General features: G+C 45.0%; 7 protein-coding genes. 5 read left to right on the forward strand and 2 right to left on the reverse strand.

Annotation, left to right across the window (positions count from 1 at the left end; all coding sequences use genetic code 11):
- Positions 1-13: 13 nt before the first annotated feature.
- Positions 14-1,810 (forward strand): RagB/SusD family nutrient uptake outer membrane protein, encoded by a 1,797-nt coding sequence (locus I2I13_RS03020; RefSeq protein ID WP_195648725.1) that lies wholly within the window; start codon positions 14-16, stop codon positions 1,808-1,810.
- A gap of 29 nt (positions 1,811-1,839) precedes the next feature.
- The gene (locus I2I13_RS03025; RefSeq protein WP_195648726.1) at positions 1,840-2,742 is read left to right on the forward strand and encodes a BT_3987 domain-containing protein; all 903 of its coding nucleotides are present in this window, start codon (positions 1,840-1,842) and stop codon (positions 2,740-2,742) included.
- Positions 2,743-2,874: 132 nt separating this feature from the next.
- On the opposite strand, the gene I2I13_RS03030 is transcribed toward I2I13_RS03025, so the two are convergent.
- Together I2I13_RS03030 and I2I13_RS03035 are read right to left on the reverse strand one after the other, a co-directional pair.
- Positions 2,875-4,251, reverse strand: a complete 1,377-nt coding sequence (locus I2I13_RS03030; protein WP_195648727.1) for an ATP-binding protein — start codon at positions 4,249-4,251, stop codon at positions 2,875-2,877.
- A 76-nt stretch (positions 4,252-4,327) separates the two neighbouring features.
- Positions 4,328-8,338, reverse strand: a complete 4,011-nt coding sequence (locus I2I13_RS03035; protein WP_195648728.1) for a hybrid sensor histidine kinase/response regulator transcription factor — start codon at positions 8,336-8,338, stop codon at positions 4,328-4,330.
- Between the two features lie 358 nt (positions 8,339-8,696).
- Here I2I13_RS03035 and I2I13_RS03040 point away from each other — a divergent pair, with 358 nt between their 5' ends.
- From I2I13_RS03040 to I2I13_RS03050, 3 genes are read left to right on the forward strand one after another with little or no spacing between them, the layout of a single operon-like run.
- A complete protein-coding gene (locus I2I13_RS03040) occupies positions 8,697-10,244 on the forward strand; it encodes a sulfatase (RefSeq protein WP_195648729.1) in 1,548 nt (515 codons plus the stop codon).
- 30 nt (positions 10,245-10,274) lie between these two features.
- Positions 10,275-11,405 carry a family 43 glycosylhydrolase gene (locus tag I2I13_RS03045; protein ID WP_148367782.1) on the forward strand — a complete coding sequence of 377 codons (1,131 nt, stop codon included), beginning with the start codon at positions 10,275-10,277 and terminating at the stop codon, positions 11,403-11,405.
- Positions 11,402-13,069, forward strand: coding sequence for an arylsulfatase (locus I2I13_RS03050; RefSeq protein ID WP_167511915.1), 1,668 nt, complete (start codon positions 11,402-11,404; stop codon positions 13,067-13,069). Before I2I13_RS03045 ends, I2I13_RS03050 begins: the two co-directional genes overlap by 4 nt.
- Positions 13,070-13,072 lie beyond the last annotated feature (3 nt).

Below are 13,072 nucleotides of genomic sequence, written 5' to 3' on the forward strand. Positions count from 1 at the left end.
AATAGATGGCAATATGAAACATATATTAGGAAGTTGCGTTTTAGCAGGTCTGTTTTTCTTTTGTGCTTGTGACGACACATTGGATACCAAGGTGACGTGGCAGATCGGAGACTCCGATACATGGAGAGTTCCGGAGCTTGCTCAAGGCGTACTATATAAAGCTTATAATGGCATAGCCAACCGTCCGGATTGCTTCGAAGATAACTTTCTGGATTGTGCTACTGATAATGCAATGACCAATTTGCGTAGCTCTTCTGTCTATAAATTAAGCATGGGCGGTATGACAGCGTTTAACAATCCGATTGGAAACTGGAGCAATGCATACAACATGCTGAATTATGTAAACTCTTTCCTCGAAAACGGCTTGACCGACCAGGTGCAGTACAACCGTACCGATCCGGAAGTGGACAAGCAAATCAAGTTACGTCTGAAAGGTGAATCGTATTTCCTGCGTGCATGGTGGCATTTCGAACTATTGAAGATGTACGGTGGAAAGGGTAAGAACGGAAAAGCATTGGGTATTCCGTTGGCAGATCATTTTATCTCGCAGGAAGAAGCTGCGCAGAATGGTGAGTTCCTCCGTCCTACATATCAGGCAACAGTCAATTTTATTGTAAACGATTTGAATAATGCCATCGAACTGTTGCCGAACGCATATCAGGGAGATGACCTGGAGTTTGGTAATACACAAATCGGGCGTGCCACGAAAGCTGCTGCGGCTGTTCTGAAAAGCCGTGCGCTTTTATATAGCGCCAGCCCAGCCATGCAGGATGATGACGTGACGAAGATTACCGGTATGGGACAATTCGAAATACTGAACCCTACAGTTTATCAGGCAAGATGGGAAGCGGTAGCTAAAGAGATTAATAAGATTCTGGGTATGGAAGGTTTCGGTACTTTTGTTCCTGTCACGGCTTCTTCCATAGCCGATGTTCAGACGGAAAGTTCCGATTATGCTTTCCGCAGGTATTTTAATAATAACCTGCTGGAAGGTTTTCATTTCCCGCCGTTCTATTATGGAAGTGCCCGTGCCACTCCTTCTCATAATCTGGTAAAGGCTTTTTATACGAAGAACGGTTATCCGGCAACTGACGTCCGTTCGGGTATCGACTTGTCTGATCCAGACTTTGATATGATGCAGCTTTATGCCATACTGGATAATCGTTTTGCATTGAATGTTTATTACCACAGTGCTACATTTGGTGATTCCGGTCAGTCACTGGATATGTCCGAGGGTGGAAAAGATTCTCCGTCGTTTAGTGAGAATGCTACACGTTCCGGTTATTACCTGGCTAAATTCGTATCTAAGAAATCGGCTATGCTGAATCCGATCCAGACGTTAAGTTCGGTTCATTACAATCCTTTATTACGGAAATCGGAAGTTCTTCTTAACTTTGCCGAAGCTGCCAATGAGGCATGGGGCAACCCGACGGTGAAAGGGGAGGGATGTCTGTATTCTGCTTATGAAATAATGAAAACGATCCGTTTGCAGGCAGGAGGTATTAACTTTGATCTTTATCTGGATGAAGTAGCTCAAAGTAAGGATTCGTTCAGAAAGCTGATTCAGAATGAACGCCGCTTGGAGTTTGCTTTCGAGAATCATCGCTATTTTGATATGCGGCGCTGGGTATTGCCGTTGAACGAAGAGGTGGAAGGAGTTGCCGTCACCCGCAATGAAGACGGTACATTCAGCTTCAAAGTACAGAAGGTGGAGCAACGGAAATATGAAGTGAAAAACTATTTCACTCCACTGCCATATTCAGAGCTGGAAAAGAATAAGAATCTAATTAATAATCAGGGTTGGGAATAACATGTGGTTGATATAAATACTTATTTACAATGAAGAAACTAAATATATTATGGATAGGGCTGATAAGCGTTCTGATGACTGCTTGTTATGATGATTATGAAAAGGACTACGATAAGAGTACGGTGTACTTTGCTTCGCAGAAACCTTTGCGGACACTGGTAGCCGACACAGATATGTCGATAAAGGTAGGAGTGGCCATTGGCGGCAAAAGAGAAGTGCATACCGATGATTGGGCTACGTTCGAGATCGATCCGTCTTTATTGGATGGTACGGGCTTGACACTAATGCCGGAAAACTATTATCAGTTGGCTGATCCGAACAAGATGACGATCAGCAACCCGAACCTGGCAATCGCAGATGTGAAAGTGACTTTCTCCGATGCTTTTTATAATGACGATGCCGCTTTGGATAAGCATTATGCCATCCCTTTCCGGTTGGTCAATCACAATCAGGATGAAGTAAGTACCGACGTGAATGGCAATTTGAAGGATTACAGTATTGTAGTTGTCAAGTTTGTCAGCCAGTATCACGGCACCTACTTTGTGAAAGGGAAAGTAACCAACTTATCCACCCAGCAGGTGACTGAATACAATAACAAGGATTTGAGTCAGAATATGACCCGCGACTTTGTTTCATTAGGCAGGAACAAGGTACGCAGACCGGGCTTCGGACAAACGTTGGAAAACAATGAATCGGTGAATCTGACAGTCAATTCAGATGGAAGTGTGACTATCGAGGCCGGGGGAAGTGTCGCTATCGCAGATGCATCCGCCACATTAGATCCTGCAGCCGAATCACTGGAATTTGTAGGGAAACAGCCTAAGTTTACACTTTCTTATAAATACACGAAAGGCGGTGTTACTTATCAAGTCAATGAAGAATTGATTCGTCGTCAGAATCCGGAAGCCGATTTACGCTTCCAGGAATGGTAGAATAGGTATTAGTCGATTATAGGTGTCTATCTGTCACCGGTAATTAGCTGAATCAACGATGTTGCAGGCTGATTACCGGTGATATTTTTAGACATTCTGTTAAATTTATATCGCTTAAATTAGCTTACGACTCTACTTTAGAATAGATTTTCCTTTTTCTGTTATCATCCAATAACCTATCTTTTTCGAGCCTTTTCGAATAATGCAGCCATTCACTTTTAAGTTGCGGAATGCTCTCTTGATCGTAGCACTGGAAACAGATAAAGATATGGCTAAATTATCATATGTTGACTGATTATCTTTTACTATCAATTTTAATATATCTTTCTCTAATGATGATAGTTTTAAAGGGTCATTTAAAGGGTCATTTAAAGGATCATTTAAAGGGTCATCGTTCTTAATTCTGTTAGGTCTATATATGATAAGTGTAACGCCACCGGCTTCATTTATAAACTCCGGTTTGCGGAGCCCTGCTTTCGTCATACCCTCATAAATTTTATGAATACCTCGTCCCCATGATTCAATAAATCCGGCACGGTAAAAAGTTTCGGCGATAAGGCGATTCCGGGGTTGTGAAGCGTGGTCACCTAATAATTGTTCGATAGTCATACCTTCGGGAAGTGTCCCCGGATTCCAAAGGCGGATGCGGTCATTATACACTTTCATTTGTATATGTACTCCCGTGTACAACTTATGCACAATACTATTGAATAAACTCTCCCGCAATGCATCTTCTGGAATTTCTAAAGGTTCAATGCGCTGCAATCCTTCATAATGGACAGGTGAAATGAGATACTTGGATTTCAATACTTCTATCACGCGATCGGTCATCTGAATGATATTTCCATCCACTACATCTTGAAACATCAGGTCGGCTTCATCACGACCAAACCTCCCAATACGAAATTGTACACTGGTGAAAAACTTTGCAGGATTTTTGCCGAATAGAAGTAAAGCAGCATTGCGCAACTTACCTTCCCCACCGATAAGATTCAGATTAGAGAGTACTTTTTCCGTAGTTTCATTCAATGAATCTACTGGCATACGTCCGGCATCGACGGCTTTACGCAAAAAGAAATCAATAGCTTGGCGGTCGATGTCATCCAATGTAGCTCTTTCGTTTTCAATATCATCCCACGAATGCCCCATTTTGCGAAGCAAAAACTGTTGCAAGGCTGCACCTTTCAACTCCTGTTTGGTAGAACCGCTGCGATAATGATATATACCGTGATAAGCGATAGGCAAATTACACGGTTGCACGGCAATCTCGATGTAGTCTTTACCCTCTTTATGCAAAAGATTTACATCAGCTACAATGCCCAGGTAGTTAACAATCTTATTAGGAATGTCTTCCATTAGTCGTTTGGTGTCTGCTACACCAACCACTTGTTGGTTATCGTCTATACCGATATAGATACGTCCACCTTGTGCATTTGCAAAACCACAAATCCACTTTAGATATTCGTCTCTCCACGATTCCTTATATTCAATATTCTGACTTTCACTCATAATTACTACAAAGTTACATATTCTTTTTCAAACTTTGTAGAGTATAAGGAGATTTACAAGTGCCAGTTCCGGCGAATTACTTCAATTGCTTGAGAAACTCTGTCGGAGTGATATTAAATTCCTTTTTGAAACATTTTGTAAAGTAGTTCGGGTCTGATATACCGACAGCGAATGAAGCTTCGGAAACATTCATGCCGTTCAGTAAATGGGTTTTGGCTTCCTTCATCTTGATGGTACGTATAAACTGTGTGATGGAGCATCCCGTGAGTGATTTCAGTTTCATGTGCAGCAGACTACGGCTGATGCGGAGATGGGCTGTGATTTCAGTTACTCCAAAATCTTCCTTGGTGAGGTTCGCCATGATCAGCTCTACCAGTTCTTTCATAAACACCTCATCCCGTGGATTGTTGGTGATTTGCTTGATGTTCAGTTCCTCCGCCTGTTTAAAGTGCTCGATATTCTGCTTCCGGCTCTTCTGGATATTCTGTACCAGCAACTCCAGGTTCTTGGCGTTGAAAGGTTTGGTGATATAGGCGTCCGCTCCCCGCAGATAGCCTTCTGTATGGTCGTTTTCATCCGTCTTGGCAGTCAGGAGGATGACGGGGATATGACTGGTCGTTACATCTTGCTTGACGCGTTCCGTGAATTCCAGTCCGTCCATCACCGGCATCATTAAGTCCGATATAATCAGATTCGGCAGTTGTCTGGCTATCTTCTTGCAGGCTTCCGCTCCGTTGTAGGCACGTATGATGTCGTATTTCTCGCCGAATATACTGGCGAGGTAATCATTCATTTCTTTATTATCCTCCACAATCATGATAGATTCTCTGCCGGAGTCTTTCTCTTTGTTGGTCAGCTTTTCGGGGATGAGTTCGATTGTTTCCTTGATTCGCTGGTTGTATTTTTGTATTTCTTCGGTCGTGATGTTTTCGGAAGAGCGTTCGTCGGGTGCGTAGGCATCCTCCGATACGTTCAGGGTGACGATAAAGTCCGAACCTTTGTTGACTTCGCTCTCTACCCGTATTTCCCCTTTGTGCATGTGGATGAGCGAACGGGTGAGCGACAGCCCTAGTCCGAATCCCTCGCGGTGGTCACGCTTCTCTACCTGGTAGTAGCTTTCGAATATTTGTTCTTGGGCTTCCTTAGGGATGCCTCTACCACTGTCTTTCACGGAGATTTGCACAAATGTCTCTTTTTCTTCTTTTATCAGTTTGGCGCTCAACTTGACATATCCTCCCGGTTGTGTGTATTTAAATGCGTTCGAGAGCAAGTTATAAAGAATCCGTTCCAGTTTGGAAGGCGAGAACCATACTTCCTCTTCGGTGTCTTCCAGATTGACAATAAAGTCTATTTCCCGTTCTCCGGCTACGATGTCGAAGATGTGAGACAACTCTTCCAGAAAATGCATGATGTCTCCTTTGCGGACGCTGATATGCATCTGCTTCATTTCGATTTTACTGAACGTCAGTAATTCGTTAATCAGATAATTCATCCGGTTGGCATTGCGGTAGATGACTTCCAGCTTCTCTTTGTCGTTGTTGTTGATCTGTGGCTGCTGGATCAACCGTTGAAGAGGTGACAGAATCAGGGTTAGCGGTGTTTTCAGGTCATGGGAGATGTATGTGAAGAAATTGATCTTTTGTTGGTTCATGTTTTCTATGTTGACACGCTGTTCATGCTCTGTTTTCAGTCGCATGAGCAGGATGATACGTGTTTTGGTATATCTGTATGCGGCGTAAATGATTAACAGGGAGAGTAGCGCATAGGCAAGGTATGCTCCCGATGAGAGCCACCAGGGAGGAAGGATTCTGATGGCAAGGTCTTTTTGTCCCGTTTCATCCCAGTGGATGCCGTCTTTGCTGGCTTTGATCTTTAAGATATACCTTCCTGAAGGCAGGTTTGAGAAACGTACCTGATGCTGGTTGCCTACAAACTGCCAGTCTTTGTCGATACCTTCCATTTTCATGGCATATTGGGTGTTGTAGGTGTATTGATAATTCAGTCCGGAATATTCGAGACGCAGGGATTGGGCCTGGTCGTGTGTCAGGGTAATCTCTGTCAGCTCGGAGATGGAGGAAGGGATGGACGCCTTTTCATTATTGGGTGACATATATTCGCTGTTGCTCCATATAGCAGTCAGGGCAATGTTGAAATGGGGATTGACGGAGCGTACCTGTTCCGGATAAAAAGAAATCATGCCGTTAATGGTTCCGAAATACAGTTCTCCGTCAGGTTTCTTGCAGGCGGAGGAGTAGTTGAACTGGTTGATGGGCAATCCGTCGGCAGTGGTATACCGGTCTATATTTTTTGTTTGGGGATTGATACAGCAGAGTCCGTTTCCGGTTCCTACCCAGATATTACTCATTTCATCCTCAATGATGCCTTTAATGGCGTTGGAACCCAACTGTTCTTTGCTGTAAAAAGCGATGATGCTGCCGTTGCGGTCTGATACATAAAGCCCGTTGTTGTCTGTCCCTATCCATATCCGTTGGTGCGAATCGGGGTAGATATAGGTTACATAGAGATCGGTGTGTGGTAAGATAGGGAGCGAGGTAACTTTCAGTGTACGGGTGTTTATCTGGAACATACTGCCTTTTCGGGTTCCTGCCCAAAGTATGCTGTCATTGAATTGTACCAGATTGAAGACGCGCAGCGGTGAGACCTTTTCCGGACGGGCATTGATTTTTTTCTTGTCGATCAGGAACAAGCCTGAAGGACCTCCGTACCAAACGTGGTCGTTTTTGTCTTCGATGATGCAGAAGCCGGACGAGACCTCTTCCGACAATAGATTATAGTTCACCGTACGGTTCAGATGCGGTATATAGTGAAGAGCTCCTTTCAGGAACAGTCCGAGCCATAGGCTGTTATCTTTGTCGAGCCATAGAGAGTGTATGTTCTTGGCGTAGATTTGCATCTGTTTGTGAAGCCGTTCGGCGCGGGTAATCTCTTTTTTACTGTTCAGGTAATTCAATCCGCCATCCTCCGTAGCGATGTACAGGCCGTTGTCCGGAGCATTGATAATCTGGCGGACAGCTTTTCCGCTCAAATGGTTGAAACTGCTTCCGTAAGGATATATCTGGAATTGGTCGGAGCCGAATATATAATAGTTGACTCCTCCGAAATAGGTTCCCACCCACATATTATGTGCCTTGTCCTGATAAAGACTGTAAATGGGCGAATCGTTCAGGGCACTTAAATCCCGTTCGGATTGTTCGTAGTGCGCAATCAGTTGGTAGAGTTTGTTGAACACGAAGATGCCGTACTCCGTTCCTACCCATATATTTCCGGTATAGTCGGTTGACGCACACCGGAAATCTTTCACTTCGAGGTCTTTCGAGAGGTTACACAGGGTGTTGCTTTGTATGTGGTAGACGAAGAAATCACTATTAGTATTCAACAAAAGCTGGTTGGACGAGATCAGGACAGCATTGTTACATTGTTGTGCAAAAGGCTGGATGAGAGTAGGGAGGGAAACGAATTGTTTCTTTTCCAGACTGTATCGCATCAGTCCTTTGTTGGTATCTATCCACAGGGTTTTGTCTCCGTCCTCTGCGAGGTATCTCACATGGGGCTTCTCTTCATTGAGCAGGAAAGGGACGAACAGGCTGTCCTGTTCATTGTAACGGTAGAGTCCGTTGCTGCAGGCCGCCAGGAGCATACCGTCGCTGGTGTTCAGGAAACAAACATCATCTTTGGTGTTCCCTTTGATCCGGTAACGGGTAAAATCTTCCGTCCGGTAGTCATAGCTGCAGATGCCCTGATCGGTAGAGATCCATAGAACGTTGCGGAGTGAGTCATTGTACAGACGGGTGATGAAGTCATGGCAGAGTGAGGTACTGTCGGCTTCATTGTGTGCGAACAGGTTGATATTATAACCGTCAAACCGGCACAAGCCGTTGCGTGTACCAAACCAGATGAATCCGTGATTGTCCTGTGTGATTGCATTAATGGTGTTATGCGGAAGTCCTTCGGTTATACTTAACTGTTTGAAACGTATGTTGGTATATTGTATCTGTCCCGTAGACAGGTTTATGTTTAAGAGCACGAGACTAAATAAGAGGATGATTTTAAGTGATGTGGTTCTCATGGCTTTTCTGATTAATTTTCACGACCAAAGATACGTCTTTTTTTGTTTTGGACGGTCGTAGGATTGTTCAAACGGACAGTACTAATGTTCAGTTTGTTGCCCGACAACTGATTTTTATACATGATTGCAGGTATTAAATACTATTTTTCTGTTTTTCTTGGATAGAAAAGACCACATTTGCAAGGTGAAACTCTAAAAGTCAGAAAAAGGATCACACGTTTGATGTGTGTCCGGATGCGGCGATTAAGGATATGGAAGGTATGCAGAAAATTTTTGTAACGATGGGACATGATATGAAGTCGGTTCCATGATTGTACACCGTTTTGAATAAAAGACTATAAGATTAAAATAAGCAAATATGAAAAATACACTCTTTTGTATCACAGGACTAGCTATACAGGGATTGCCTCTGTCGGTCACAGCGCAGAACGGTAAACCGAATATTGTGGTTATCATGACCGACCAGCAGCGTGCCGATCTCTGCGGCAGAGAGGGGTTCCCTCTTGACGTGACTCCTTATGTAGACCAACTAGCACAGGAGAATGTATGGTTCAACAAGGCATATACCGTGATGCCTGCCAGTTCCCCCGCCCGTTGCTCCATGTTCACCGGACGTTTCCCTTCTGCCACTCACGTACGTACGAACCACAATATCCCCGACATCTTCTATCAACAGGATTTGGTAGGAGTATTGAAAGAAAACGGATATCAGACAGCATTGGTCGGCAAGAATCATGCTTACCTGAAACCTGCCGACCTGGACTTCTGGTCTGAATACGGACACTGGGGAAAGAACAAAAAGGCGACTCCCGCCGAGAAAGAAACTGCCCGTTTCCTGAATCAGCAAGCCAGAGGGCAATGGCTCGAACCCTCTCCAATCTCCCTGGAAGAGCAGCATCCCACCAAAATCGTGAACGAAGCACTGGCATGGATTGAGAAGCAGAAAGAAAATCCTTTCTTCGTATGGGTATCTTTCCCGGACCCCCACAACCCTTATCAGGTATGCGAACCCTATTACTCCATGTTCTCACCAGACAAACTTCCCGTATTGAAGACATCGCGCAAGGATTTGGCAAAGAAAGGAGAGAAATACCGTATTCTGGCAGAACTGGAAGATGCATCCTGCCCCAATCTGGAACAGGACCTGCCCCGAATCCGTGCCAACTATATCGGAATGATCCGGTTGATAGACGATCAGATCAAAAGATTGATCGAATCATTGAAAGCCGGCGGACAATATGAAAATACCATCTTTGTTGTACTCTCCGACCACGGTGATTATTGGGGAGAATACGGATTAATCCGTAAAGGAGCCGGACTTTCCGAGAGCCTGGCACGTATTCCGATGGTATGGGCGGGCTATCAGATCAAGAATCAGCCTGCACCTATGGATAGCCACGTGTCGATAGCCGACCTTTTCCCCACTTTCTGCTCTGCCATCGGTGCCGAAATACCGGCAGGCGTTCAGGGACGTAGCTTGTGGCCGATGTTGACCGGGAAGGCTTATCCCCAAGAAGAATTCTCCAGTATAGTGGTTCAACAAGGCTTCGGCGGGGCTGACGTCGGACTGGACGCTTCCCTGACTTTCGAACAGGAAGGCGCATTGACTCCCGGCAAGATAGCCCACTTTGACGAACTGAACACCTGGACGCAAAGCGGCACTTCACGCATGATAAGAAAGGATGACTGGAAACTGGTGATGAATCATTATGGAAACGGTGAACTTTACAACTTGAAGAAAGACCCTTCGGAAGTTCATAATCTGTTTGGCGAGAAGAAATATAGCGAAATTCAAACGGAACTTCTGACCCGGTTGCTGGCATGGGAATTACGTTTGCAGGACCCACTACCTCTTCCGCAAAGACGCTATCATTTTAAACAGAACCCGTTTAATTATCTTAAATAGGAAGAATACGTAAACATAAAACAGGAATATATGAAATTGATTGGACGATTAGGATTGATCTTGCTTACAGGATTTATTTCCATCTGTACAGCATCAGCGCAGTTATATGGAACGGCAAATACAAACGCTCCGGAACTACGTGTTCCGAAATCTGTAAAGCCGGCATTTGATTATTGGATGAGGGACACCTGGGCTACGTTGGGACCTGACGGTTATTATTATATCACAGGAACTACCTCTACCCCCGATCGTCATTTTCCGGGACAGAAACATTGCTGGGACTGGAATGACGGTTTGTACCTGTGGCGTTCCAAAGATATGAAGTCGTGGGAAGCTATGGGACAAATCTGGTCGATGGAAAAAGACGGCACCTGGCAAAAGAAGCCGAAAGTATATAAAGCAGGAGAGAAATATCAGAAAAAATCCATCAACGGTGATCCGATGGACAACCGCTTTCATGCAGTGTGGGCTCCGGAAATGCATTATATCAAAAGCGCGAAGAACTGGTTTATTGTTGCCTGCATGAATGAGTCGGCAGGCGGGAGAGGTTCTTTTATTTTGCGCAGTAAGACCGGAAAACCGGAAGGACCGTACGAGAATATCGAAGGCAACAAAGAGAAAGCCATCTTCCCGAACATCGACGGAAGTTTGTTTGAAGATACGGACGGCACAGTTTATTTTGTCGGGCACAACCATTATATCGCCCGTATGAAACCGGATATGAGCGGATTGGCCGAGGAACTGAAAACGTTGAAAGAAAAGAAATACGATCCGGAACCGTATATTGAGGGAGCATTTATTTTCAAATACGATAACAAGTATCATCTGGTACAAGCAATATGGTCGCACCGTACGGCAGAGGGAGATACCTATATCGAGAAGAAGGGAGTGACTTCGCCGAAAACACGTTATAGTTATGACTGTATCATATCGACAGCCGATAATGTGTATGGGCCATATAGTGAGCGCTACAATGCCATCACGGGAGGAGGACACAACAATCTTTTTCAGGATAAGGCTGGAAACTGGTGGGCTACCATGTTCTTCAATCCACGCGGGGCACAGGCGGCAGAGTATAAAGTGACGTGCCGTCCCGGATTGATTCCGATGATCTATGAGAATGGTAAATTCAAACCCAACTTTAATTATAAAACCAAATGAAAACTTCTTTATTGATAGCAGGCAGTCTGGCTCTGGTTCCGATGGCTTATGCGCAGGACAAGCCGAATATTATAATTATACTGGCTGATGACTTGGGATTTTCAGATCTCGGTTGCTTCGGTGGTGAGATTCATACACCGGTATTGGATAAACTGGCGGAGAATGGCGTCCGTATGACGCAAATGTACAACAGTGCACGCAGTTGCCCGTCCCGTGCCAACCTGTTGACGGGACTTTATCCCCATCAAACAGGACTGGGACACATGGACGGCAGTCACCCTGCATGGCCGAAGGGATATTCGGGATTCCGTTCCAATTCGGATAATGTCACGATTGCGGAAGTCTTGAAAGATGCCGGATATTTTACGGCTATGTCGGGAAAGTGGCATTTGGGGAACAAGTCGAATCCTGTTCTTCGTGGTTTTCAAGAGTATTACGGGTTGCTGGGCGGATTCAATTCTTTCTGGAATCCGGCGGTATATACCCGTTTGCCGAAAGACCGTACCCCCAGACACTATGAAGAAGGGGCTTTCTATGCAACGAATGTGATAACGGATTATGCGATTGACTTCATCGACCAGGCACATCAGGAAAAGAAACCGCTGTTCCTGTATCTGGCTTATAATGCTCCCCATTTTCCTTTGCACGCACCGAAAGAAGTGACTGATAAATATATGTCTCTCTATATGCAGGGATGGGACAAGATTCGTGACGCACGTTGGAAACGGATTGTTGACCTGAAACTGATGCAAGGCAAACCGGAACTTAGTCCGCGCGGCGTGGTTCCCGAAAGTCTGTTTGAAGATGAAACGCATCCGTTGCCGGCATGGGACTCATTGACGAAAGATCAGCAGACCGACTTGGCACGCCGTATGTCTATTTTTGCAGCGATGGTGGATGTGATGGACGCGAATATCGGCCGGGTAGTGGATGAATTGAAAAAGAACGGTGAGCTGGACAATACATTTATCATGTTTATGTCTGATAACGGAGCTTGTGCCGAATGGCATGAATTTGGTTTCGACAAACAGACCGGAGTCGAATATCATACGCATACGGGAGCCGAACTCGACCAGATGGGCTTGCCCGGAACTTATCATCATTACGGCACAGGCTGGGCGAATGTTTGTTGCACGCCGTTCACGCTGTATAAACATTATGCTCACGAAGGAGGTATCTCAACCCCATGCATCATTTCCTGGGGCAATCATGTGAAGAATAAAGGCGGACTGGATCATCAGCCTGCACAATTCTCCGATATCATGTCTACTTGTGTGGAACTGGCAGGAGCCACTTATCCGAAAGAATATCAGGGAAGAGCGATTCTGCCCACGGCAGGTAAATCCATCCTCCCGATTGTGAAAGGAAAGAAGATGCCCGAAAGGTATATCTATGCGGAACATGAAGGCAACCGCATGGTGCGTAAAGGTGACTGGAAGCTGGTTTCGGCCAATTTTAAGGGAGATGAATGGGAATTGTATAATATCAAGGAAGACCGTACCGAGCAGCACAACCTGATCGGCAAATATCCTGAAATGGCAAAAGAACTGGAAACGGCCTATTTCGAATGGGCAGACAAGAGCGATGTCCTGTATTTCCAGAAAATGTGGAATACCTACAATAAGAATCGACGGAAAGATTTTAAAGAATATAAAACCCGCTAACGC

It is taken from the genome of Bacteroides sp. D55t1_190419_B8, from assembly GCF_015558905.1.
Classification (GTDB): domain Bacteria; phylum Bacteroidota; class Bacteroidia; order Bacteroidales; family Bacteroidaceae; genus Bacteroides; species Bacteroides vicugnae.

What these genes read in the sequence shown, in the direction of transcription:
- I2I13_RS03020 (WP_195648725.1), top strand. Translation starts at nt 14, where the DNA reads ATGAAACATATATTAGGAAGTTGCGTTTTAGCAGGTCTGTTTTTCTTT.
- I2I13_RS03025 (WP_195648726.1), top strand. Translation starts at nt 1,840, where the DNA reads ATGAAGAAACTAAATATATTATGGATAGGGCTGATAAGCGTTCTGATG.
- I2I13_RS03030 (WP_195648727.1), bottom strand. Translation starts at nt 4,251, where the DNA reads ATGAGTGAAAGTCAGAATATTGAATATAAGGAATCGTGGAGAGACGAA.
- I2I13_RS03035 (WP_195648728.1), bottom strand. Translation starts at nt 8,338, where the DNA reads ATGAGAACCACATCACTTAAAATCATCCTCTTATTTAGTCTCGTGCTC.
- I2I13_RS03040 (WP_195648729.1), top strand. Translation starts at nt 8,697, where the DNA reads ATGAAAAATACACTCTTTTGTATCACAGGACTAGCTATACAGGGATTG.
- I2I13_RS03045 (WP_148367782.1), top strand. Translation starts at nt 10,275, where the DNA reads ATGAAATTGATTGGACGATTAGGATTGATCTTGCTTACAGGATTTATT.
- I2I13_RS03050 (WP_167511915.1), top strand. Translation starts at nt 11,402, where the DNA reads ATGAAAACTTCTTTATTGATAGCAGGCAGTCTGGCTCTGGTTCCGATG.